The 24145-nt window shown below is 36.1% G+C and carries 21 protein-coding genes; 12 read left to right on the top strand and 9 right to left on the bottom strand.

Going from position 1 to position 24145, the window contains the following annotated elements:
- Positions 1-2: 2 nt before the first annotated feature.
- From SJY44_RS12760 to SJY44_RS12750, 3 genes are all read left to right on the top strand, one after another.
- Positions 3-2141: a S9 family peptidase gene (locus SJY44_RS12760; RefSeq protein ID WP_396590012.1), complete on the top strand. Its 2139-nt coding sequence runs from the start codon at positions 3-5 to the stop codon at positions 2139-2141.
- 72 nt (positions 2142-2213) lie between these two features.
- Positions 2214-3254, top strand: coding sequence for a PLP-dependent cysteine synthase family protein (locus tag SJY44_RS12755; protein WP_396590011.1), 1041 nt, complete (start codon positions 2214-2216; stop codon positions 3252-3254).
- 127 nt (positions 3255-3381) lie between these two features.
- Positions 3382-4641 (top strand): aminotransferase class I/II-fold pyridoxal phosphate-dependent enzyme, encoded by a 1260-nt coding sequence (locus SJY44_RS12750; protein ID WP_298927002.1) that lies wholly within the window; start codon positions 3382-3384, stop codon positions 4639-4641.
- On the opposite strand, the gene SJY44_RS12745 is transcribed toward SJY44_RS12750, so the two are convergent.
- On the bottom strand, positions 4642-5760 hold the full coding sequence (locus tag SJY44_RS12745; protein ID WP_298927001.1) for a GTP cyclohydrolase: 1119 nt from the start codon (positions 5758-5760) through the stop codon (positions 4642-4644).
- 66 nt (positions 5761-5826) lie between these two features.
- A complete protein-coding gene (locus SJY44_RS12740) occupies positions 5827-6810 on the bottom strand; it encodes a transporter (protein ID WP_396590010.1) in 984 nt (327 codons plus the stop codon).
- A gap of 85 nt (positions 6811-6895) precedes the next feature.
- Here SJY44_RS12740 and SJY44_RS12735 point away from each other — a divergent pair, with 85 nt between their 5' ends.
- From SJY44_RS12735 to SJY44_RS12720, 4 genes are read left to right on the top strand one after another with little or no spacing between them, the layout of a single operon-like run.
- Entirely contained in the window at positions 6896-7156 is a 261-nt protein-coding gene (locus SJY44_RS12735) for a DUF4834 family protein (protein WP_396590009.1), read from the top strand.
- A gap of 24 nt (positions 7157-7180) precedes the next feature.
- Complete coding sequence (locus SJY44_RS12730) at positions 7181-9616, top strand: YfhO family protein (protein ID WP_396590008.1); 2436 nt, start codon at positions 7181-7183, stop codon at positions 9614-9616.
- Positions 9616-10899 (top strand): glycosyl transferase family 1, encoded by a 1284-nt coding sequence (locus SJY44_RS12725; RefSeq protein ID WP_396590007.1) that lies wholly within the window; start codon positions 9616-9618, stop codon positions 10897-10899. Before SJY44_RS12730 ends, SJY44_RS12725 begins: the two co-directional genes overlap by 1 nt.
- The gene (locus SJY44_RS12720) at positions 10884-12344 is read left to right on the top strand and encodes a lipopolysaccharide biosynthesis protein (RefSeq protein WP_396590006.1); all 1461 of its coding nucleotides are present in this window, start codon (positions 10884-10886) and stop codon (positions 12342-12344) included. The genes SJY44_RS12725 and SJY44_RS12720 overlap by 16 nt, the downstream gene beginning before the upstream one ends.
- A 50-nt stretch (positions 12345-12394) precedes the next feature.
- Here the strand turns inward: SJY44_RS12720 and SJY44_RS12715 are convergent, their stop codons facing one another.
- Positions 12395-13639 (bottom strand): hypothetical protein, encoded by a 1245-nt coding sequence (locus SJY44_RS12715; RefSeq protein WP_396590005.1) that lies wholly within the window; start codon positions 13637-13639, stop codon positions 12395-12397.
- Between the two features lie 424 nt (positions 13640-14063).
- Between SJY44_RS12715 and SJY44_RS12710 the strand changes: the two genes are divergently transcribed.
- Entirely contained in the window at positions 14064-14147 is an 84-nt protein-coding gene (locus SJY44_RS12710; protein WP_396592092.1) for a hypothetical protein, read from the top strand.
- A gap of 484 nt (positions 14148-14631) precedes the next feature.
- Here the strand turns inward: SJY44_RS12710 and SJY44_RS12705 are convergent, their stop codons facing one another.
- Together SJY44_RS12705 and uvrA are read right to left on the bottom strand one after the other, a co-directional pair.
- Positions 14632-15213, bottom strand: a complete 582-nt coding sequence (locus tag SJY44_RS12705) for a Crp/Fnr family transcriptional regulator (RefSeq protein ID WP_396590004.1) — start codon at positions 15211-15213, stop codon at positions 14632-14634.
- A gap of 36 nt (positions 15214-15249) precedes the next feature.
- Complete coding sequence (gene uvrA, locus SJY44_RS12700) at positions 15250-18027, bottom strand: excinuclease ABC subunit UvrA (RefSeq protein WP_396590003.1); 2778 nt, start codon at positions 18025-18027, stop codon at positions 15250-15252.
- Between the two features lie 247 nt (positions 18028-18274).
- Between uvrA and SJY44_RS12695 the strand changes: the two genes are divergently transcribed.
- Positions 18275-18856 carry a sigma-70 family RNA polymerase sigma factor gene (locus SJY44_RS12695; protein ID WP_298926975.1) on the top strand — a complete coding sequence of 194 codons (582 nt, stop codon included), beginning with the start codon at positions 18275-18277 and terminating at the stop codon, positions 18854-18856.
- Positions 18857-19104: 248 nt separating this feature from the next.
- On the opposite strand, the gene nth is transcribed toward SJY44_RS12695, so the two are convergent.
- Positions 19105-19767 (bottom strand): endonuclease III domain-containing protein, encoded by a 663-nt coding sequence (nth, locus tag SJY44_RS12690; RefSeq protein ID WP_396590002.1) that lies wholly within the window; start codon positions 19765-19767, stop codon positions 19105-19107.
- Positions 19768-19822: 55 nt separating this feature from the next.
- Between nth and bcp the strand changes: the two genes are divergently transcribed.
- On the top strand, positions 19823-20275 hold the full coding sequence (gene bcp, locus SJY44_RS12685; RefSeq protein WP_396590001.1) for a thioredoxin-dependent thiol peroxidase: 453 nt from the start codon (positions 19823-19825) through the stop codon (positions 20273-20275).
- Positions 20276-20348: 73 nt separating this feature from the next.
- Here the strand turns inward: bcp and SJY44_RS12680 are convergent, their stop codons facing one another.
- Positions 20349-21800 (bottom strand): TonB-dependent receptor, encoded by a 1452-nt coding sequence (locus SJY44_RS12680; RefSeq protein ID WP_298926968.1) that lies wholly within the window; start codon positions 21798-21800, stop codon positions 20349-20351.
- 87 nt (positions 21801-21887) lie between these two features.
- On the opposite strand from SJY44_RS12680, the gene SJY44_RS12675 reads away from it, so the two are divergent.
- On the top strand, positions 21888-22652 hold the full coding sequence (locus tag SJY44_RS12675) for an MBL fold metallo-hydrolase (RefSeq protein WP_298927818.1): 765 nt from the start codon (positions 21888-21890) through the stop codon (positions 22650-22652).
- A gap of 5 nt (positions 22653-22657) precedes the next feature.
- Complete coding sequence (locus tag SJY44_RS12670) at positions 22658-23152, top strand: hydrolase (protein ID WP_396590000.1); 495 nt, start codon at positions 22658-22660, stop codon at positions 23150-23152.
- Here SJY44_RS12670 and SJY44_RS12665 read toward each other — a convergent pair.
- Positions 23149-23808, bottom strand: coding sequence for an alpha/beta hydrolase (locus tag SJY44_RS12665; RefSeq protein ID WP_396589999.1), 660 nt, complete (start codon positions 23806-23808; stop codon positions 23149-23151). The two genes, SJY44_RS12670 and SJY44_RS12665, sit on opposite strands and share 4 nt — an antisense overlap.
- A gap of 9 nt (positions 23809-23817) precedes the next feature.
- A complete protein-coding gene (locus SJY44_RS12660; RefSeq protein ID WP_396589998.1) occupies positions 23818-24141 on the bottom strand; it encodes a hypothetical protein in 324 nt (107 codons plus the stop codon).
- Positions 24142-24145 lie beyond the last annotated feature (4 nt).

Here is a 24145-nt window from a genome sequence, read left to right as displayed (position 1 = left end):
CTATGAAGCACTTAGTTTTAAGAAGTACTTTTTTCATTTTATACCTTACTTTTGCCGCCTCTTGTCAAAATATCAAAGAAAAACCTATGAGTGCTCAACATCCAGTTGCAAAAAAGATTCCCGCAAAGCTTGAAAAACATGGTGACGTTAGAATAGACGATTACTATTGGATGAACGATAGGGAAAATCAGGATGTTTTAGATCATTTAAATGCGGAAAACGAGTACTACGCTAAAATGACCTCTCATACCAAGAAATTCCAAGAAGAGCTTTTTCAAGAGATGAAATCTAGAATAAAGGAAGACGATTCTTCAGTTCCTTATAAATACAATGGGTATTGGTATATCACCAAATATGAAACTGGCCAAGAATATCCAATTTATTCAAGAAAGAAAGAAAGCCTTGAGGCAGATGATGAATTGATGTTCAATTGTAATGAGCTTGCCAAGGACCATGAATATTACAACTTAAGAGGGATTTCAATCAGTCCAGACAACACAATGGCTTCTTTTGCGGTTGACACTGTTTCTCGCAGGCAATATGATATTCAAATTAAAAAGTTAGCAACGGGAGAGGTTTATCCAGATAAAATTGAAAATACCACAGGGAGTTCCGTTTGGGGCAATGATGGTAAAACGTTGTTCTACGCCAAAAAAGACCCGGTTACTTTACGTTCAGATAAAATTTATAGACATGAGTTAGGGACTCCATCTACTGATGATGAACTTATTTTTCATGAAAAAGATTCAACGTTCAATACGTTTGTTTATAAAACGAAGTCTAGAAAGTTCATAGTAATAGGTTCAGTAAGCACACTTACTTCAGAATATCAAATTTTGAGCGCTGATGACCCAAAAGGTGATTTTAAGATTTTTTCACCTAGAGAAAGAGGGTTAGAATATTCAATCGCACATTATAATGGAAATTTCTACGTCCTTACCAATAAAGATGGTGCTACCAATTTTAAATTGATGAAAACTTCAGATGAAAACACCTCTTCTAAAGATTGGGAGGAGTTTATTCCGCATAGGGAAGATGTGTTATTGGAAGATGTGGATATATTCAAAGACTACTATGTGCTTTCAGAGAGGGAAAATGGACTTAATCAGCTAAAAATCTCTCGTTGGGATAAAACTGATAGTTACCATTTGCCCTTTGCTAGTGAGACCTATGTAGCAGGGACATCCGTTAACCTTGATTTTAATACTAAGGAACTTCGATATTATTACAATGAAATGGGAGCACCATATGCCATCATTGATTTTAATATGGAGAAAAAGACCCAAAAGGTTTTAAAGGAACAAGAAGTTCTAGGAGGTAAGTTTGACAAAACAAACTACCGAACGGAACGACTATGGGCAACCGCAAGAGATGGGGTTAAAGTTCCGATTTCATTGGTGCATCATAAGAATACCAGCTTGGACGGCACCAGCCCTTTGCTTCAATATGCTTACGGTTCTTACGGAAGCACGATTGACCCATATTTCTCATCTATTCGTTTAAGCCTATTGGATAGAGGATTTGTTTATGCCATTGCTCATGTTAGAGGAGGGGAATATTTGGGGAGGCCATGGTATGAAGATGGAAAATTACTGCAAAAGAAGAACACATTTACGGATTTCATTGATTGCTCAAAATTCTTAATAGAGAAAGAATATACAAGCGCAGATCACTTATATGCAAGCGGTGGCTCTGCAGGAGGGCTTTTAATGGGAGCTATCGTAAATATGGCCCCTGAATTATATAACGGAGTAGTTGCGGCGGTTCCATTTGTTGATGTGGTAACGACCATGTTGGACGATTCGATCCCCTTGACCACAGGTGAATATGATGAATGGGGAAACCCTGGTGACAAGGAATACTACGATTATATGAAGTCTTATTCACCATATGATAACGTTGTTGCTAAAGATTATCCCAATATTTATGTTTCCACAGGCTTGCACGATTCACAAGTACAGTATTGGGAACCAGCTAAATGGGTCGCAAAGTTAAGGGAACACAAAACAGACGATAATATCTTGTTTTTGGATACCAATATGGATGCTGGCCATGGAGGTGCTTCTGGACGCTTTGAATCCTTGAAGGAAACAGCAAAAGAATACGCATTCATACTTGATCTAGAAAGCAAGATACCTTAAAATAAAAATTGTTATTTTTGCACCGAATAAATTTTGAGGTAATCTAAATTCATTCCTTACCTAGACCCAGTTATGAGAAAACAGATAAATGCTTATAGCAATATTCTTGATTTAATTGGAAATACCCCCTTAGTTAAGCTAAATAAGATTGCAGACCCGCTTACCGGAAATTTCTACGCTAAAATTGAATCCTTTAATCCTGGTCATTCTTCTAAAGATAGAATTGCCGCCTATATTATTGATGAGGCCGAGCGCAAGGGAATTCTTAAGCCCGGGAGCACCATTATAGAGACTACATCTGGAAATACAGGTTTTAGCCTAGCCATGGTTAGCATTGTAAAAGGGTATAAATGTATTTTGGCGGTAAGTTCAAAGTCATCCCCAGATAAGATAGACATGCTTCGCTCAATGGGAGCCAAAGTATATGTTTGTCCTGCGCATGTTAGTGCAGATGACCCAAGATCTTATTATGAGGTGGCAAAGCGACTGCATAATGAAACCAGCAATTCTATATACATTAACCAATATTTTAATGAGCTGAATATAGAAGCGCATTATAAGACTACAGGCCCAGAAATTTGGAATCAGACCAATGGAGCAATTACGCATTTAGTAGCTTGTAGTGGCACAGGAGGTACCATTTCTGGCATTGCCCGCTACTTGAAAGAACAAAACCCCGATATAAAAGTATTAGGGGTTGATGCTTATGGTTCTGTATTGAAAAAATATCACGAAACGGGTGAATTTGACCATAACGAGGTATATCCATATAGAATTGAAGGCTTAGGTAAGAATTTGATTCCTGCAGCAACTGATTTCAATTGTATTGACCGTTACATCAAAGTGACAGATGCTGAAAGCGCGCACATGGCCAGAAAAGTATCCAACACAGAAGGTATGTTTGTTGGTTATACCAGTGGTGCGGCAATGCAGGCTTTATATCAATTAGACACTGAAGGAGAGTTTTCTGAAGACAGTAACGTTGTGGTTATATTCCCAGATCACGGTTCAAGATATATGAGTAAAGTGTATAGCAACGAATGGATGGAAAACCAAGGGTTCTTTGATACAAAGAATGCCGAAACACCTGAAAAAATAGAATATATCAAGTAAGCTAATGCTTGACAATGTAAATGACTAAACGGCAATGGTTTCCATTACCGTTTTTTTATATACCAAATTCATTATGCGAGGTTGGCATAAAATCTATATTTTTGCACTTGAAACAATTTTGAGGTAGATGAGAGATTTATTTGATAGAATCATTGAAAATAAAGGTCCCTTGGGAAAATGGGCATCACAAGCAGAAGGTTATTTTGTGTTTCCAAAATTAGAAGGTCCTATCTCCAACAGAATGAAATTCCAAGGTAAAGATGTTATTACATGGAGTATCAATGACTATTTGGGGCTTGCAAATCTACCTGAAGTTAAAAAAGTTGATGGCGATGCTGCCCACGAGCATGGTTCAGCCTACCCAATGGGTGCGCGTATGATGAGCGGCCATACGGATTTCCATGAGCAATTGGAGCAAGAGTTGGCTGCATTTGTAAACAAAGAGTCTTCCTATTTATTGAATTTTGGTTACCAAGGTTTTATGTCTGTTATTGATGCTTTGGTATCAAAAGATGATATTATCGTGTATGACGTAGATTGCCACGCCTGTATCATTGATGGGGTTCGTTTGCATATGGGTAAACGTTTCACCTTTAAACATAACAATGTTGAGAGTTTAGAAAAAAACCTGGAGAGAGCTACAAAAATGGCTACAGAAACAGGTGGAGGAATACTTGTAATTTCTGAAGGTGTTTTTGGAATGCGGGGAGAGCAGGGAATACTTAAAGAAATTGTTGCACTTAAGAATAAATTCAAGTTTAGATTCCTTGTTGATGATGCTCACGGATTTGGAACTCTTGGTAAAAGAGGAGCAGGAGCAGGAGAAGAGCAGGGAATTCAAGATGAGATAGATGTCTATTTGGCAACTTTTGCCAAATCAATGGCAAGTACAGGAGCTTTTGTGGCTGCTGATAAAGAGATAATAGAATATCTAAAATATAATCTAAGATCTCAAATGTTTGCTAAATCATTACCCATGATTTATGTAAAAGGCGCTCTTAAACGTTTAGACATGTTGCGCACAATGCCAGAGCTTAAGGCAAAACTGTGGGAAAATGTAAATGCCCTACAAAATGGTCTTAAGGAACGTGGTTTTGATATAGGAACTACTACTAGTTGTGTTACACCAGTTTATTTAAATGGCAGTATCCCCGAAGCAATGGCTTTGGTCAAAGATTTACGAGAAAACCATGGAATATTCTGTTCTATCGTGGTTTACCCCGTAATACCTAAGGGGTTAATTTTATTACGTTTAATACCAACTGCCACACATACCATGCAGGATATACTTGAGACCCTGGATGCATTCTCTGCCATACGTGAGCGACTAGAGAACGGAACTTATAAAAGACTTTCTGCGGCTGTTGCAGCAGCAATGGGGGAGTAGTTATAGTGCTTTTCTGTATGTCCTTCTTCGTTTGTGGGTAACTGGATCAAAATGTTTCCAAATTTGCCTGATAGCTGTATTTTCTTCTAATTCTGGGGTTCTAATACAATTGAGAATACCTCTTTTCAGGAAGGTCTTATGATATTCATTGAAAATTACAGCCGTTACCCCTCTGTTTTGATAATCTGGGTGAATACCAATCAAATAAAAGATAACATCCTTGCTATGTTTTCGAGCTTTTAAGAGATGGAAAACCCCTGTTGGAAACAATTTTCCTTTTGCTTTTTGTAACGCTTTAGAAAATGAAGGCATGACAATGGCAAAAGCGACCAAGTTATCCTGTTCATCAACTACAAATTTTATATACTCCGGATTTATAAAACTGATGTATTTCTTTTTAAAATATTCTTTTTGTACATCTGTGATTTTTACAAAAGAGGCAAGGCTGGAGTATGAACTGTTGAATAGATCAAACATTTTGTCTACCCATGGCATTATTTCTTTGCTATTCGTGAAATTAAGTTCCCTTAGTTTATACCTTTTTTTAATCAATAAATTGGCTTTGGAAAATATCTTGGGGTCGGCATTTGCAAACGGAAACTTATTTTCTAAATATTCTTTTTCCTTTACAAGCCCGTGTTTTTCGTAATGGGATTGGTAATATGGGTGATTATACCAAGTAATCATGTTACCAATATGGTCAAAACCTTCGGTTAATACGCCTACCTTATCCAAATTAGAAAAACCAACTGGCCCTTCCATATATTCAAGTTGTTGTTGCTTTCCAATTTCCGCCACCTTTTCCAATAAAGCCTTAGAAACCTCAAAGTCATCAACAAAATCGAACCAGCCAAACCTCATTTTTCTTAGTTGCTGCTCGTTTACCTCTATCCAATTTATGATTGCGGCTACTCTCCCCACCAGCTTACCATCTTTATAGGCAAGAAAATATGAGGCTTCGGCATTTTGAAAAACAGGATTTTTGTCCGCATCAAAAGATTCTAACTCATCTTTGATAATGGGAGGTACCCAATATTGGGAATCTTGATATAACGAAAATGGAAACTTTACAAATTGTTTTAAATCAGCTTTGGACTGAGCTTGCTTTATGGTGACCATACATTATTTTTTGTAAGGCCAATATTAGGAATATTCTAAACAGAAGAAAAATGATACCCGTAAAACTTAAAAGTCTATTTTATCTTTTTTCTTTTTCTTTTTTTTCTTTTGTTTTTTCTTTGCCGAATTTTTTGAGATTTTTCCGTTCTGGCCGCCTTTTTGATCCTCAATTGCCACTAGTTTATCCTTGTGGAAATCCAATCGATATGAAAAACCTAAAACAGCAAAAATACGGGAAGGGGAGTTCTTAAAATTGGAGCCTAAATGAAAATCTGCTTGAAAGTCTGGGCTAACCAAATATGCTACACCTGAGCGTAATAAAATATCTGAGTATCTATCACTTTTAATTCCTTGGTTTTCAATAAAAACACTCCATTTGGGATCTTTAAATGCATGCGAAAGCGAAACGGCATAGCTCAATTCTGGAAAATCCGTTCCAATTCTATCATAAGCGAAATTGGAAATAAGTACAAACCGTGGTGAAAGCCTACTTTGAGTTGCAATAGCTGCCCTAGGAGATACTGTTGGGTCACCTACATAAAATGGATTCTCCCCTAAATTAAAAGTAGCTCCTGCGTAAAGGGAAACTGCGGGAATTAAGTTCTTCCATTGAAAGACATTGTTGGCCCTCCAGCTATAAAGATTAGGTTTATTATTCTCTGGATTCTTAAAAGGGTCAAAAATCAGATACTTTAATCCTAACCTATTTCTAGAAAAATCTGTTCTGGTTTCATCTGTACCTAAATCTGTAAAAGTTATATTTTGATTTATGAAGGTTCCTTCATAGTTAATTTCCAATGTTTCAAAGAGCAATCCGTATCTGATAGAGAAGTCCGCTCCAAAAATATTTGAATCAGAATTTATCGAGGCGTTGTCCTGCTGCTCATAAACTAGTCCGACTTCTACCTGGGCCACATTTTTCCCAACAGCATAGGCACTCACTGCTCTACCAGGTCTGTTGGAGTTAATTACATCTGTGTATTGTGCATTAGTAAAAAGCGGAACAAAAAAGAGGACAAAAAGGGTTTTCTTTATAATGTGGAGATCCATATAACTGATTTTAATACTATTTTAAGATACTTTCGGGCTTATTAAAAGACTAACAATGTAATTTTGACGCAATAGCTATTGTTATATGGTTTTATTACAAACGATTTTAGTACTTGTATTAGTATACTACGCAGTAAAAATGCTTTTAAAATGGTTGGCACCCAAACTGCTTAATTATGCTATGAGGAAAACCCAAGAACGTTTTGGACAACAATTTGGCAACTATCAGGATTTTGGAAATAAACCTGATAATGAAAGAAAGGCCACATCTTCTAAAAAATCATTTAGAAAGCCCAATCCTTCAAAAAAAGTTGGAGAATATATAGATTTTGAAGAAATTGACTAATATTTGTCTTTTCAAAATCAATCCATGAACCTTTCTCCAAAAGCCGTTATCACCAATATTTGTGTAATTGCTTTATTCATTTTAGCCTCACTAGTATACTTTTACCCGGTGCTTCAGGGCAAAGCGATTTTTCAATCGGACATTGCCCAGTACAAAGGTATGTCCAAGGAGCGAAATGACTACAAGGAATTGACGGGGGAGGAATCTTATTGGACCAATAGTGCTTTTGGCGGGATGCCCACATATCAGTTAGGAGCCAATTACCCACATGATTATATCAAGAAATTAGACAGACTGATTCGGTTTTTACCAAGACCGGCGGATTATCTGTTTTTGTATTTGATAGGATTTTATGTTCTAATGCTCTGTCTAAAGGTTGAATACCGATTAGCGGTCTTGGGTGCCTTGGCTTTCGGCTTTTCCACATATCTCATTATTATTCTTGGTGTGGGGCACAATGCAAAGGCACATGCGCTGGGCTACATTCCTATGGTTTTAGGCGGAATTGTGCTTGTTTTTAGAAAGAAGTATTTATTGGGCTTTATCCTTACTGCTTTAGCGATGGCATTGGAAATTAATGCCAACCATTACCAGATGACCTATTATTTTATGCTGTTGGTTCTAGTCCTGGGGTTAGTTCATCTGATTTATGCCATAAAGGACAAAAAGTTAAAACACTATTTTGTTTCGGTTGGAATTTTGATTGCAGCGGTCGCATTATCCATAGCTACAAATGCGACAGGTCTTATGGCCACTAAAGAATATGCAGATTGGAGTACCCGTGGAAAATCTGAGTTGACTATAAAACCTGACGGTAGTTCAAAGGAAATTGAGAGCGGTCTTGATAAAGAATACATTACACAATATAGTTATGGCATAGCGGAGTCATTAAACTTATTTTCTCCGCGATTATTTGGGGGTTCTGGAAATGAAGATTTAGGAAAAAAATCCAAGGCTTATGAATATTTGACTGGACAAGGTCTTTCTCCAACAAAGGCACTTGAATTTTCAGGAGGTATGCCATTATACTGGGGGAACCAGCCAATAGTGGCAGGACCTGCATATGTGGGTGCTATAATATTCTTTTTGTTTGTACTCGGCTTGTTTATGGTTAAAGGCAAGAAGAAATGGTGGTTATTGACAGGTGCTATTTTAGCCTTGTTATTGTCTTGGGGGAAAAATTTCCCGGCGTTGACAAATTTTATGATTGACTATTTTCCGCTATACAATAAATTCCGAGCAGTATCGTCTATCCAAGTCGTTTTGGAGTTGTGCCTTCCAGTTCTTGGTATTTTAGGAGTAAGAGAACTTTTTAAATCAAACGTAAAAGCAACAAAAAAACTGACTGCACTCAAACTTAGTTTCTTTATAACCTTAGGCTTGGGTGTATTCATATTTTTACTGAAAGGCTTTTTTGATTTTGATGGCTTACGGGATGAAACGTATAGAGGCTACTTTGGAGATGAGTTAATGACCATGATTCATAGGGATAGAGAAGCCGTTTATGTAAGTGACACGATTAGATCTTTGATTTTTGTTTTGCTGACCGCTGTTGCTTTATGGCTTTTTATAAAGGAAAAACTTGGCAAAAACCTAGTTACACTGGTTTTGGGAGCATTGATTTTGTTTGATTTGATAGGAGTGAGCCTACGTTATGTAAACAACGATGATTTTGTTCGCCAAAGAAACGTCAATACACCGTTTCAGGCCAATCAAATAGACGAACTGATTAAACAGGACAATTCTGTGTTTCGAGTTTTTGATCCACAAGAAGGGTTAAATGGCGCTAGGACCTCTTATTTTCATAATTCGGTTGGAGGGTACCATGCAGCAAAACCTAGACAACTTCAAGATTTGTTTGAACACCATTTGTACCAAAACAATATTGAGGTATTGAATATGTTGAATGTAAAATATATCATTCAACAGGACGAAGAAGGGAATAGTTTTCCGGCCGTTAATGATAATACCAATGGAAATGCATGGTTTGTGGAGCAATTAAAATTTGTTAAATCTGCAAATGATGAAATCCAAGGATTAAAGGGGTTTGAATCTAAAAAGCAAGCGGTAATCAATACCAATACATATCCAACAGTAACAAAATCCAATTATGTTGTTGACTCAACTGCATCAATACAGCTATTGGATTATCGACCTAACTATATCAAGTATCAATCAGCAAATACCAACGATGGTTTTGCTGTGTTTTCTGAGATGCATTATCCATCTGGTTGGAATGCCTTTGTTGATGGAAAAGCCGCGCCGCATTATAAGATAAATTATGCACTGCGTGGAATTAAAGTGCCAGCAGGTGAGCATGAGATTGAGTTTAAATTTGAACCTGAAATCATTCAAACAGGAAGTAAAATTGCCTTGGGCAGTTCTATTTTACTTGGACTCATTATTGTTGGGGGCCTTGGATTTTCACTTCGGCCTAAGAAATCAAAAACCAAGTCTTAATGCGTAAAATCTTGGTCATAACATACTATTGGCCACCAGCTGGTGGACCGGGAGTACAGCGATGGCTAAAATTTGTAAAATACTTAAGGGATTTTAATATTGAACCCATTGTATATATTCCCCAAAACCCAAGTTACCCCATTATAGATGAAAACTTGGTCAATGAAATTCCAGAAGGTATTCAAATATTAAAACAGCCTATAAAAGAGCCTTATGCATGGGCTTCTTTGTTATCTAAAAAAAAGACCAAAACTATTAGTTCTGGTATTATTCAAGAAAAGAAACCATCTATTGTAGAGAGAACTTTGCTTTGGATCAGGGGAAATCTATTTATTCCCGACGCTCGTAAATTTTGGGTAAAACCATCTATAAAATATCTTTCAGGGGTTATTGAAAAGGAAGGGATTAAGACGATTATCACTTCAGGACCTCCTCATAGTTTACATTTAATTGGACTTGGTTTAAAGCAACAAGAGGAAATACAATGGATCACTGATTTTAGGGATCCTTGGACTTCTATTGGCTATCATAAGAAATTGCGGTTATCAAAATCTTCTGAAAAAAAACATAAAGCGTTGGAAAGAGCGGTACTTGTTGGTTGCGATAAAATTGTAGTTACCAGTATCATTACAAAAACGGAGTTTGAACAAATTACAAATAAGCCAATTGAGGTCATTACCAATGGGTTTGATGAAACTCTTGATCCGATTACACTGGATGCTGATTTTACTATTTCCCATGTTGGTTCTTTGCTCACAGGGAGAAACCCAATTGCATTGTGGAAAGCATTAAAAGAATTGATTGAAGAAAATGTAGCTTTTAAAAACCAGCTAAAAATTAAATTGACGGGCGTAGTAGGGGAAGAGGTCGTAGAATCTATTAGCTCTAATGGATTGGATTCGTATGTACAGCACTTAGGTTATCTCTCTCATGAAAAAGTATTGGAAATACAGCAAAAGTCACAAGTTCTTTTATTGTTAGAAATTGATTCAGAAGAAACTAAAGGGATAATCCCTGGAAAACTGTTTGAGTATTTAAATGCCAAACGCCCCATTTTAGCGGTGGGTCCTAAAGGATGGGAAGCAGGAAAAATTGTTGAAGAAACCGGTTCCGGGGAGATATGCAATCAAAGTGATAAGACTGTTTTAAAAAATGTACTTTTAAACTGGTTTGATAAATATGAAAAGGGAGCGTTGCATTTTAATTCTAAAGGAATTGAAAAGTACCACAGAAAAGAACTTACCAAAGCACTGGCAAATTTCATTCAATGGGAATCGTCTTAAAGCAGTCTTTAAAAAACATTAGCATCACCTATTTGGGGTTTGTTTTTGGAGCGATAAATACATTGTTTCTCTACACTAAGATTTTGCCTGATGAATATTTTGGCTTGGTTACTTTTATATTGGCCTCTGGCGCTATTTTAATGCCGTTAATGGCATTTGGCGTGCACAATACCATGGTGAAGTTTTATAGTAATTATCAAAATTCTGAAAAAGATGGTTTCTTGACTTTGATGTTGTTAATACCGTTACTTGGTATTTTGCCTTTGGGCATTATCACCTTTTTATTTCAAGAACAGTTAGGGGCTCTGATTTCACAGGTAAACCCCATGGTGAAAGATTATGTCTGGTATGTTTTTTTGGTAGCGCTATCCATGGCATATTTTGAAGTATTCTTCTCTTGGTGTAAAGTACATTTAAAGTCGGTTTTTGGCAACTTCATGAAAGAGGTGTTTGGACGTATTGGGGTTTCTATATTACTATTGCTGCTATACTTTGATGTAATCTCTTTGGACCTTTTCTTTAAATGTTTGGTTGGTCTTTATCTTTTAAGAACTGCCATTATCAAACTATATGCTTACAGCATTCGTTTCCCGAAGTTTAATTTTAGTTTCCCTTCTAACACCAAGGAGATACTTGTTTATACTTTTTTGATTATTCTAGGCGGTTCTGCGGCTTTGATTTTATTGGAAATAGACAAGGTGATGCTGAATCAGTTTATTAAAATTGAAAATGTGGCTTACTACGGGGTGGCGGTTTACATTGCTACGGTAATTATTGTGCCTTCCAGGGCAATGCACCAAATTACCTATCCTTTAACCGCTGAATTGTTGAACTCGGGCAATCTTTTTGGACTGGAAACCTTGTATAAAAAAACTTCCTTGACCTTGTTTATTGCTTCAGGAATATTATTTGTATTGATTATTCTCAATTTGGAAGACTTATACCAACTACTTCCAGAATCTTACAGAAATGGATTTGCCATTGTTTTTTTGATTGGTTTGGCAAAGGTGTTCGATTCTATGTTAGGGAATAATAATTCTATTTTATTCAATTCAAAATACTATAAAACGGTACTTATTTTTGGTATCTGTCTTGCCTTGCTTACCATACTTCTTAATCTTCTGCTTATTCCTAAGCTTGGACTGGAAGGTGCTGCACTGGCCAGTTTTATTTCCATATTCATATTTAATTTAGTAAAGCTTGTTTTTGTAAAGCTAAAATTTGGTTTCTTACCTTTTACGGGAGCTACATTTAAAGTTTTTGCTACACTGATGTTATTGGGTATATTATTTCATCTTTTGCAGTTTCCGTTTCACCCCATCATAAATATCATTTTAAAATCTGCACTAATTGTGTTGATGTACCTTGGTATTTTATATCGTTTTGAAATTTCAGAGGATGTTTCAGGGGTACTTTCCAAATGGCTGAAAAGAAAAACCCCGTAGCGGATAAATCCAACTACGGGGTAAACAACTAACCAACCTAAAAACTATCTTTATTGCACTCTTCGTGAGCTTCTTGCTCTAGTGCCTGAATTACTACTTCTTTTTGAACTTGTATTACCAGAACTTCTTTTTACTGTTGTCTTAGTACTTCTGGATACAGTCCTTTTTGGTGCACTACTTCTACTTGCAACCGACCTGCTTGTATTTTTTCTAGCCTGTGGCCTTTTATAAGTATTAGTTGTACTGCGGGTAACCGTTTTGCTTCTTGGGCTTGTGGTTACTTCTCGTTTGGTTACAGTTCTACTGTTCGGCTTTCGCGTCACTTGTCTTTGTGTAACCGTTCTGCTGTTATTATTGCTTCTTGAGGCAACATTTCCTCTTCTATACTCACTCTGTTTTACTGTTCTACTAGTGCCAGTATTTCTTTTTACACTGTTATTAGAACGGCTTACAGCATTTCCTTTTCTATAGTTACCTTGATCAACAGACCTTCTTGTGGTAGTATTTCCACTCACTCTTCTGGTATCCGATCTATAATCGTTACGATTTACAGATCTATTGGTTCTACCATAATTATCATTTCTTCTTACACTATTGTTTCGTTGCGAAACTCTTCTGTCATTTCTATAGATATTGTCTCTTCTATGCCTTCTATCGTTTCTATATGTTTTACCATAAGATGCATAAGATCTTCTATAGTTGTTTCTGTAAGGTCTGTAATACGTATATCTTACAGGGTTGTAGTACCTTCTATATGGTCTGTTATAAACATTACAAAACGATACTGCCGGTCTTGCAAAATACCTATGAAAAGGTCTGTACACATAATGTCTGTTATAGATATTGATATATCCAGTATGGTGACTAAATACACCACCATTGTAAAAAACGTTCAATCCACCAAGTCTACGTACACGACCGTTTCTGTACCATACATCAATACTACCTATTTGTGATACACGTCCGTAATGGTCATAATAAACAGGGATGTTTTCTACTTGTACTACAGAACCGTAATCATCATATTGAACAAAAGGGTTGTAGTTATATCCTGAGTTAAATGTTAAACCAACATTCCCAACACGGGCATTGACACCAACATTTACTTGATTGTCTATATAAAAATCAAATTCTCCATCGGGATATACAGAAAACGTAATTCCATTTTCTACAAAAATGAAAGAGTTTCCGTATCTATAAGCATTGCTGATGGCAACCTTATCTTCCATGGTGGTAGCTTTGATACTTGGAGTACCTAAAAGAACCGCTGCAAAAATGAGTACTAAATGTTTCATACTATAAGGTTTTAAATTCCGAATGCAATTATTCACATCCCGACAAGTAAATACCAAACAGCGTGCCAAAAAAAAATAATTAAATCTAACTAATTGATTATTAGGTATTTATTTTAAAAATGATTTAGATATTTTTATTTGCAGACTTAATTCTAAGATTGATGATGGTGAATTTCATGAAAGGAGAGTTTGGTTTGATGCCCATTTGACATAGAGCTAGGTCAACCTTTTATTCTTTAAAGTTTTTTGGGAAGAATCACCAATAATTGCCTAATACTTGCCAAATGGGAAAACAATACGATAGGTACAATTACAGCTGGCAACCATACAAATGGGAAATACGCTACACCTATATTGGGTTGGTCAAACGCCAATTTTTGGAAAGGAGTTTGAGCGCTAAAAATGGCTATAGTAAGGATGTTTAATAAGAGCAATAAACAGACAATGTTCCAAAGTAACAGGCCTTTTTTGCCAATCCAACCTTTTACAAAAAACAAATAATAAATAATAGGAGCCGTAATTCCTGAGAGTATATCGTAATTGTAGCCTTCAAAAGTCATGAGTTCGGGAATCAATCCATCTAAAAAGATGGCAAGCAAGACAAACTCAACAGGAACTCTAACCATATGAAGCAGTGTTAACCATTTTAAATCCAAACCATCCACAAACTTACGTCCATCCTGCAACAGAAAAACGGCTAGAATAAATAAGATTGCCGGACCAATTAAAAAAACAAACCGTGGCGGAAAAGCTTCTACATTTCTGTAAAACCCGGAAATTCCAAGTATGCCCGTGATTATCATCCAGATGGTAATACCCACTATCACTTTTATGTTCTTTGATGCTTTGAAAAGAAACCAAAGTGTAATTAGGGTGGTCAGCACAAACCCTATGGATAGATACATTGATGATTCTGCCATTTGTATAAAGTTTATATGACAAATTTCCATTGAACCTTATAAATATTACTTGACAAAAGGCAAGAAATAATATTACTGCAGATTTCTTCTAAGTCTGCTCAACGTGCTATCTGTTACTCCAAGATATGAGGCAATATGTTTTAATTGAGCATATTTCAAAATCTTGGGATTAGTAGTCAATAATCCTCGATATCGCTCTTCCGCCGTTTTGTTGATCATGGCATAACTTCTTTTTTTGGAAGCAATAAAACCCTTCACCAGGACGGCACGGCCAAAATCACGAAAAGCATGTTTATTATGAAAAAGGGCATTGAGTTCTTCGTAAGAAATTCGATAGCCAGTGCATTCTGTAACTGCTTGAACATTAACTTCTGAACGAACACGATTGAAAAAACAAGTAACATCAAAGACAATATTGTTTTCAACAAAAAAATCGGTTGTTATTTCATGGCCCTCCAAATCATATAAAAATGTGCGCATCAAACCTTTTTCTAAATAGAAGTAGTCATCGCTTATTTGATTTTCCCTTACTAGAAATTCACCTTTGTTCAATTTCTTATGTTGAAAACTGGCCACAATTTCCTGTGCCTCACTTTTTGGGATGGCAACAGTATCGAGAATAAACGTTAACAAAGGATTTATTTCTTCTGGCATATCGTATTGAAAATAGTTATCAGAACATTATATATGTTATAGTTTTTCTGACAAGTACTTTGCAGTATGTGAATTTTTATTTTGAACCAACTCTTCTGGAGTTCCCTCGGCTAGTAAATAGCCTCCATTTTCACCACCATCTGGACCAAGGTCAATAATATAGTCAGCACATTTTATCAATTCAATATTATGCTCTATCACAATAACGGAATGTCCTTTGGCTATAAGTTCATCAAAAGATTTCAGCAGTTTTTTTATGTCGTGAAAATGTAGTCCCGTGGTAGGTTCATCAAAAATGAACAATGCTTTTTCCTTGGTATTTCCCTTTACTAGAAAGGAAGCCAATTTAATACGTTGTGCTTCGCCACCAGAAAGGGTAGAGGAGGATTGCCCTAAAGTAACATAGCCTAAACCTACATCCTGCAATGGTTGTAACTTGTTTACAATCTTGTCTTGTTTATGGGTTTTAAAGTGTTCAATGGCTTCATCAATTGTCAAGTTTAAGATGTCATCAATACTTTTACCTTCAAACTGAACTTCAAGAATTTCTTTTTTGAAACGTTTACCAGAACAGACATCACATTCCAAATGCACGTCCGCCATAAATTGCATTTCTACTGTAATCTCACCTTCTCCCTTACATTTTTCGCAACGTCCTCCATCTACATTAAATGAAAAGTGCTTGGGTTGATACCCTCTTAATTTACTCAACCTTTGCGAAGAGAAAAGATTACGGATATCGTCATAGGCCTTTATATAGGTAACCGGATTAGATCGAGAAGAACGACCGATTGGATTCTGATCTACAAACTCTACATGTTTTATATGACTGTATTTGCCTTCTACTTTAGTAAACTGACCGGCTTTTTCACCGTAACCACCTACTTCTTTTAAAATAGTGGGGTATAATATTTTTTTGACCAAAGTACTTTTTCCACTACCGGAAACTCCCGTTACCACGGTAAGTACATTTAAAGGAAAGGTAGCGTCTATGTTTTTAAGGTTGTTTTCTCTTGCTCCCTTTATTTGAATGTAATGCTTGGAGTTTCTACGTTCTGAAGGCACTTTGATTTCCCTGGTACCATTTAAGTAATCTGCTGTTAGGGAATTGGATGTCAGAATTTGGTCCAGGCTACCTGTAGCAACAACTTCACCACCTAAGGTTCCCGCCTCTGGACCTATATCTATAACTTCATCAGCGGCTTTCATGATATCTTCGTCATGCTCAACCACAATAACAGTGTTTCCCAAATCTCGAAGGGACAACAATACTTCAATTAGGTTTTCGGTATCTTTTGGGTGCAAACCAATGCTGGGTTCGTCTAAAATATACATGGACCCCACCAAACTGCTGCCCAAAGAAGTGGCCAAATTGATACGTTGGCTTTCTCCGCCAGATAGTGTGTTCGATTTTCGATTTAACGTTAGATAACTTAATCCTACTTTGCTCAAGAAATCCAATCGGGTGGTGATTTCTTTTAGTAATCTTTTAGCTATGGTATTGTCATGCTCAGAAAGTTGTAATTCTTCAAAAAATGGAGTCAACTTTTTTATCGGCAATTCAATTAAATCCGAAATAGAATACCCGCCTACTTTTACATAGTTGGTTTCTTCTCGCAATCGTTTCCCTTTACAAACTGAACATTTGGTCTTTCCACGGTAACGGGAAAGCATTACTCTATTCTGAATTTTATAGCTTTTTTCTTCTAGTTGTTGAAAAAATGCATGTATACCTATAAAGTGTTCATTACCGTCCCACACCAATTGTTTTTGTTTCTCAGTTAATTCAAACCAAGGTTTGTGAATTGGAAAATCAAACTTGTAAGCGGCATTTACTAACTGGTCTCTGTACCATCCCATACTTTCTCCTCGCCAAGGGAAAACTCCGTTTTCAAAAACTGACAAGGCCGTATTTGGAATGACCAAATCTTCATCAATACCTATTACATCTCCATAACCTTCACATTTGGGACAAGCTCCATAAGGGTTATTGAAACTAAAGAGGTGTACGTTGGGTTCTAAAAATTTTATTCCATCCAATTCAAATTGATTGCTGAAGGTTTTGGTTTCGCCACTTTCTAAGCTTTCAATGATACATTTACCATTTCCTTCAAAGAATGCGTTGTCCACTGCATTGCCCAAACGATTGTAAAAATCTTCATCATCTTTTACAATGACCCTGTCCACAACCAAATCAAAGTTTCTGCCAATAGTTGCTGGAGCATTATCTATTCGTAAAACGTCTCCTTTATATTTAATACGCGCATACCCTTGTTTAGAGAAAAGCTCTAAAGACTTTATTGGGTCTCGTTCATCCTTAATAGTAATAGGCGCCAAGAGTAATAGCTTGGTGCCCAATTCTAAAGGTTTTATGTAATTGATAACATCTGTAACCGTATTTTTTTTGACCTCTTTGCCAGAAACTGGGGATATGGTCTTACCAATACGGGCATATAGTAATTTTAAGTAATCGTAGATTTCTGTTGTAGTCCCTACTGTTGATCTTGGATTTGTAGAATTAACTTTTTGCTCTATGGCTATGGCAGGAGCAATACCTTTTATATAGTCTACTTTGGGTTTGTCCAGTTTTCCTAAAAATTGTCTTGCATACGAAGAAAGACTCTCTACATAGCGTCTTTGACCTTCGGCATATAGCGTATCAAAAGCAAGGCTAGATTTGCCAGAACCTGAAAGCCCAGTAATCACTACCAGCTTATTTCTAGGAATTACAACATCTATATTCTTTAAATTGTGAAGTTTAGCACCTTTAATAATAATATTACGCTTGGGATCCACGTTCTTGATAAGGGTCATATGTTAAAATTTGCGTTTCAAAGATACGCTACACCACACTTAATACGTATATTGTATCAGTTAACATCTAAAAATGCCCAAATCACAACATTGTTTTTTACTGGGCACACTGTTTATCTATATTTGATGTGTAATTAAAAACCTGATAGGCCTATACAGAAATAATTACTTTTTTAAAATTAAGCTAATAACTAAAGTCTTTCTTAACAGAAGGGAGGCTCCTAATTTTAACCAAAAAGTAATTTGTATGGAACTACAGATTGAAGACTCGATATTAGTAAAGAATTACATTGCTGGTGAAGAAAAGGCTCTTGAAGTCTTAATCAACAGGCATAACCAAAGAATTTCCAGTTTTATTTATTCTAAAGTAATGGACAGAGATGTTGCAGAGGACATCTTTCAAGATACTTTTATTAAGGTAATTAAAACACTTAAGAGAGGTTCTTATAGTGAAGAAGGTAAATTTTTACCATGGGTAATGCGTATTGCACACAACCTTATCATTGACCACTTCCGTAAGAATAAAAGAATGCCCAAGTTTGAGGGTAGTGATGATTTCAACATCTTCTCTGTTATAAGAGATGAAAAGCTAAATGCTGAGAAACAAATCATCAAAGATCAAATTGATAGCGATTTAACGTTTTTGATTGATGAATTACCTGAAGATCAAAAAGAAGTTTTGATGATGCGAATCTATAAGGATATGAGTTTTAAGGAAATATCCGAGAATACAGGAGTGAGCATCAATACAGCTTTAGGAAGAATGCGATATGCTCTAATCAACCTAAGAAAGATAGTTGAGCGCAATAATATCGTTTTAACGAATTAATCTGCATTAGGTCGAACATAGCAATATTTCCATTTTAGCGGCGTTATCTAATTGTAACATTAATGCTAGAATATGGAAAACATTTACTCTGAAGAACAAAAAGCCGTTAAATCGGTAAAAGCTAGACGAGAAACAATTGATTTCTTGCTGAGCTACTCTAAATCGATTCAAGTAGTTGATTACAAAAAACACAAATTTGAAGTAACGTTGAATTAACAACTTCAAAAAAAGACCAAAAAGAGCCGCAATTAGCGGCTCTTTTTGGTTTTATAGTATTCATCAAGCACTGTTTTTCGCCCAATTGTCTTTGTAATGATGTCTTTGTCAATGTCCCATCCTCTTGCTGGAGAATATTCCCGGCCATACCAAATTATTTGAAGATGCAATTTATTCCAGATTTCTTTGGGAAATAATCGCTTGGCATCTTTTTCAGTCTGTATCACATTTTTACCATTGGTGAACCCCCAGCGATACATAAGTCTATGGATATGGGTATCTACCGGAAAGGCCGGAATTCCAAATGCTTGAGAAACCACTACGCTGGCAGTTTTATGCCCAACAGCTGGAAATTCTTCCAATAGTTCAATTTCTTGTGGTACTTCTCCATCATACTTTTCAATCAGAATCTGCGATAACCCATGAATGCCTTTAGATTTCATAGGGGAGAGGCCTACTGGTCTAATAATCTCACGTATTTCATCAACAGTAAGTTTTACCATATCATACGGATTGTCAGCCCTTTCAAATAGTAGAGGAGTGATTTTATTTACGCGTACGTCTGTGCTTTGTGCAGATAGGAGCACAGCAACCAATAATGTATATGGGTCTTTATGGTCTAAAGGTATTGGGATTGTTGGATAAAGTTCATCCAACGTTTTAATCGTGAAATTAATTTTGTCAAGTTTATTCATTTTTGTTTAACTTTATAAAAAATATATTAAACAATAAATTAAAGATTGAATACATATGAACATGCTAAAAGTGGGTGATAAAGTACCTGAATTTTCTTCAAAAGACCAAGATGGAAACACTATTAATCTTAGAGATTATAAAGGAAAGAAATTGGTGGTTTTTTTCTATCCCCGCGCAAATACTCCAGGTTGCACTGCTGAGGCCTGTAATTTGAGGGATAATTACAAACTTTTGCAGGAACAAGGATATGAAATTTTAGGGGTCAGCGAAGATTCTCAGAAAAAACAAACAAATTTTAGAGATAAATATGCTTTTCAGTACCCATTATTGGCAGATGAAGACCATACGGTAATAGAAACCTTTGGTGTATGGGGTCCTAAGAAATTTATGGGGAGGGAATATGACGGATTGCATAGAACCACTTTTGTCATTGATGGAGAGGGAGTAATTGAAAGGGTGATAGAAAAAGTAAAGACGAAAGATCACGCCGCACAACTTTTAAACTAAACACTAACTATACTTAAAAAACAGCACCTCCACATTTGGAAAGTGCTGTTTTTTGTTATTACAAAGATGATTTCTAGGCTTTTTCTGGTAATAACTTTCTGGTAAAAAGCTGTTTTTCTTTAATCATTTCTGCGATACCTTCTGGAAGCATTTCTTCCCATCCGTCCTCGCCAGTAGTAATTCGCTTTAATACCTCTCTTGAGAAAATATCCATGATATCTGGATCATAATCTATAATGTCCATTACCTTCCCATTATATTTAAAGAACTTGTAAAGTTCCTTCATTCTCGGGTGTACCTTCACATTGTTACTGGTCATGATTTGCCCAGTAGCAACATCCTTCATGGGGTATAAGTACACCTTCAAATCCTTAAAGAATAACTTTCCAAAAGCTTCTAGAATACCACCACTTAAATCACGATAGTACTTTTCATCAAAAACGTCAACCAAATTGTTAACTCCCATGGTAAGTCCAATTTTAGCTTTGGTATAATTATTAAAGTATTCTACAAGTTTGTAATATTCCTGAAATTTGGAGATCAGCACGGTATGTCCTAATGAGCTTAAAAGCTCTGCACGGTCCATAAAGTCTTGTTCATCAATTTCTCCAGATGCTTTAAGATTAGAGAGGGTAATTTCAAAAACTACAATGGTATTTTCATATTCCACGGTTTGTTCCCGTATAAAAATGTCATACGATTTTTGGAACATGTCCATGTTTACCTTGGTAACTGGCCTAAAACTACCTCTTAAGGCTAAAATGTTCTTTTTATAAAGTACTGAAGCCGGTAACAAGTTATTTCCATCAGGTCCAAACATTACGGCATCTGTCATGTCATTTCTAATAAGCTGTAGACTCATTAATCTATTGTCAACTTCTTTAAAATGAGGCCCAGTAAAATTGACCATATCAATTTCTATGGTATCCTTATCAATATGATCGTACAGATATTTTAATAACTTCTTTGGTTTGTGGTTTTTAAAGAATGCCCCATAAATAAGGTTAACACCCAAGGTACCCAATGTCTCTTGCTGTAATCTTGCTTCGGTTTGTTTAAAGCGGATATGTAAAACAATCTCATCAAATTCTTTTTGTTTTGGATCCAATTGAAACCGGATACCAATCCAACCATGTCCTTTATATCGTTTTGAGAAATCAATGGTTGCCACGGTATTGGCAAAAGAAAAGAAAAGATAATCAGGGTTGTTTTCGCGGCTAATTCGCTCTTCCACCAATTGCATTTCATGAGCCAACATACGTTTTAAGCGTGCCTGTGTCACATACCGGCCATCTTCTTCAACACCATATATTGCATCACTAAAAGATTTATCATAGGCACTCATAGCTTTTGCAATAGTTCCAGATGCACCCCCGGCTCTAAAAAATTGCCTTGCGGTCTCTTGACCGGCACCTATTTCGGCAAAAGTTCCGTAGATATTGGGATTTAAATTGATTCTTAGTGTTTTTGCCTTTGTCGAAGGAATATTTTCAAAAGGATTTTGGTTGCTTGTTGCAGTGGACATAACCAGTATTTTATATGAGCAAAGTTACACTCTTCATCCAATCTATTAAATAAATAAGTTATAATTTTGATTTTAATGGATGATATGATGACCATTACTTTTTTAGGAACAGGAACCTCTCAAGGAATTCCTGTAATTGGAAGTGATCATCCAGTATGTTTGAGCAAGGATCCAAGAGATAAAAGACTAAGGGTTTCTGTACTGATTTCATGGAGAAACTTTAATTACGTAATTGATTGCGGACCAGATTTTAGACAGCAAATGTTGACAAATTCGGTAACCAAATTGAATGGTATTCTGTTTACCCATGAACACGCAGACCATACCGCGGGAATAGATGATATTAGACCTTTTTTCTTTCGGCAAGGTGATATCCCCATTTATGCACACGAAAGAGTAATTAGCTCACTTAACAGAAGATTTGATTATATTTTTGCTGATGAAAATAGATATCCTGGAGCACCTGCCGTAAAAGTTACCAAGGTTGTCAATAATGAGTCTATTCAACTAGAAGACTTGGAAGTAATACCTATTGAAGCCTTTCACAACCGTCTTCAAGTGTTTGGGTACCGTTTTGGTGATTTTGTTTACTTAACAGACGTGAAAAGTGTTGAAGAAGCAGAAATTAAAAAAATGATGGGAGCAAAGGTGCTGGTGGTCAACGCGCTTCGAGAGGAGCCTCATCACTCACATTTTAATTTACAAGAAGCAATTGCCTTTGCACAAATGGTAGGGGCAGAAAAAACTTATTTCACTCATATTAGCCATATGTTGGGCTTTCATGAAGAAGTGCAGAAAAAACTTCCAAAGAATATATTTTTGGCTTACGATAATTTACAATTGAAGATTTAAGAATAATGAAAAACAAGATTTTCCTTTACCTTTTTGTATTTGCCGCCTTAATAGTCCTGTACCAATTTATAAGTACAGGCAATTTTGAAAAAGCTGTTAACGAAGATATTGGTGACTTAAAGAAAGAAGTTACTGAGTTAAAAGATTCCCTTCAACAATCTCAATTGAAAATACTGGATATTCAATATTTCTCATTAGAGAACAATGATGATGCATTGGCGTACTATGACCACCTGAATTTAAAGAACCCCGCCCGTTACATTGAAGATAAACTACTGGAAACCAATGAAAAAAAAGGAAATAATCCTTTGGTGCCATATGAAGGCATGGAAAATGATTTTAAAATCAATAAAATCAAAATATTGAATCACAAATGGATTCTAGCTGATTTTTCCGATGGCAAATACTGGGGAGATTTGGTGATTAAATATGAGCTTAAAGATGATTTGGGAGTAGATTTTATTTTAATGGATCACTTGCTTTATGCCCGAAGCAACTAAATGTGCTTAACCAACCATTCTTTAAATGAATAAAAGTTTTGTTGTGAGACCCCATGACCTATGGGAAACTCCTCATATTTATGATTAATATTTAGAGCTTTAAGAAAATCCGGAGTTTTTTGTGCCCATTCCAAAGGAATTACTTGATCAACTTGACCATGAGAGGCATAAATATTCAAAGAACTATGATTTTTAGTTTCATAACCATCCAATAAAATACCTTTATTGATGTATCCACTAAGAGCAACTACATTTTTTATTTTTTCAGGAAAGGACAGTGCAACGGAGTAGCTAAGAATTGTTCCTTGGCTGAAACCCAATAACGTAATGTTTTCTTTATCTAAATTATAAGCATCACAAGCCTCATCAATAAAGGAAACTATTTTATCCCTAGATACTTTTGCTTGCTCATCATCACTCCACTTTCCATATTCAGCATCAAAATTAATGGCATACCAAGCATGTCCAAAAGGCTCAAGGTCATAAGGTGCCCTGACTGAAATCACTAACAATTCTTCGGGGAGCTCAGGGGCAAATGAGAACAAATCTTCTTCATTGCTACCATAACCATGAAACATAAAACATGCAGGGATTTTACCCGATTTGATGGATGAAGGACGAAGTAGGTACTCTAAAGATAATGGGGTGGGGGACATCTATCTAAATTATGCAATAAAGGTAAACCATTTTTGAAAATGGTCGCCTAAAAAAGGCAGCGGTTTGGTTTTTGCATTTGATGCCTGTACAAATCCAGACACCAAAAGTATCAAGTAAAGAATATAGAGGACAAAAGGGGCATAGACTACACCCATAAAGGTAAATACAATGGCCAACGCATGAAAAAACACATGAATTCCAAATGCTTGACGTATATGAAAACGAGCAAAAGAATTTTTAGGTTCCATGTTCATTGTAATTGCAATAAGACATCCCACGATTGTTATATATCCTATTATTGCAGCGGTTTTTCCTGAATTAGCCTCGCTCAAAATA

The sequence above is a fragment of the Allomuricauda sp. R78024 genome (assembly GCF_044596045.1).
Taxonomy (GTDB): domain Bacteria; phylum Bacteroidota; class Bacteroidia; order Flavobacteriales; family Flavobacteriaceae; genus Flagellimonas.
This window is presented reverse-complemented; position numbering and strand designations above follow the sequence as displayed.

Coding starts and splice junctions, on each gene's coding strand:
- SJY44_RS12750 (WP_298927002.1), top strand. CDS start 3,382: ATGAGAGATTTATTTGATAGAATCATTGAAAATAAAGGTCCCTTGGGA.
- SJY44_RS12725 (WP_396590007.1), top strand. CDS start 9,616: ATGCGTAAAATCTTGGTCATAACATACTATTGGCCACCAGCTGGTGGA.
- SJY44_RS12720 (WP_396590006.1), top strand. CDS start 10,884: ATGGGAATCGTCTTAAAGCAGTCTTTAAAAAACATTAGCATCACCTAT.
- SJY44_RS12715 (WP_396590005.1), bottom strand. CDS start 13,639: ATGAAACATTTAGTACTCATTTTTGCAGCGGTTCTTTTAGGTACTCCA.
- SJY44_RS12735 (WP_396590009.1), top strand. CDS start 6,896: ATGGTTTTATTACAAACGATTTTAGTACTTGTATTAGTATACTACGCA.
- SJY44_RS12665 (WP_396589999.1), bottom strand. CDS start 23,808: ATGTCCCCCACCCCATTATCTTTAGAGTACCTACTTCGTCCTTCATCC.
- SJY44_RS12675 (WP_298927818.1), top strand. CDS start 21,888: ATGACCATTACTTTTTTAGGAACAGGAACCTCTCAAGGAATTCCTGTA.
- SJY44_RS12695 (WP_298926975.1), top strand. CDS start 18,275: ATGGAACTACAGATTGAAGACTCGATATTAGTAAAGAATTACATTGCT.
- SJY44_RS12705 (WP_396590004.1), bottom strand. CDS start 15,213: ATGCCAGAAGAAATAAATCCTTTGTTAACGTTTATTCTCGATACTGTT.
- SJY44_RS12745 (WP_298927001.1), bottom strand. CDS start 5,760: ATGGTCACCATAAAGCAAGCTCAGTCCAAAGCTGATTTAAAACAATTT.
- SJY44_RS12755 (WP_396590011.1), top strand. CDS start 2,214: ATGAGAAAACAGATAAATGCTTATAGCAATATTCTTGATTTAATTGGA.
- SJY44_RS12760 (WP_396590012.1), top strand. CDS start 3: ATGAAGCACTTAGTTTTAAGAAGTACTTTTTTCATTTTATACCTTACT.
- SJY44_RS12740 (WP_396590010.1), bottom strand. CDS start 6,810: ATGGATCTCCACATTATAAAGAAAACCCTTTTTGTCCTCTTTTTTGTT.
- bcp (WP_396590001.1), top strand. CDS start 19,823: ATGAACATGCTAAAAGTGGGTGATAAAGTACCTGAATTTTCTTCAAAA.
- SJY44_RS12670 (WP_396590000.1), top strand. CDS start 22,658: ATGAAAAACAAGATTTTCCTTTACCTTTTTGTATTTGCCGCCTTAATA.
- SJY44_RS12680 (WP_298926968.1), bottom strand. CDS start 21,800: ATGTCCACTGCAACAAGCAACCAAAATCCTTTTGAAAATATTCCTTCG.
- SJY44_RS12730 (WP_396590008.1), top strand. CDS start 7,181: ATGAACCTTTCTCCAAAAGCCGTTATCACCAATATTTGTGTAATTGCT.
- nth (WP_396590002.1), bottom strand. CDS start 19,767: ATGAATAAACTTGACAAAATTAATTTCACGATTAAAACGTTGGATGAA.
- uvrA (WP_396590003.1), bottom strand. CDS start 18,027: ATGACCCTTATCAAGAACGTGGATCCCAAGCGTAATATTATTATTAAA.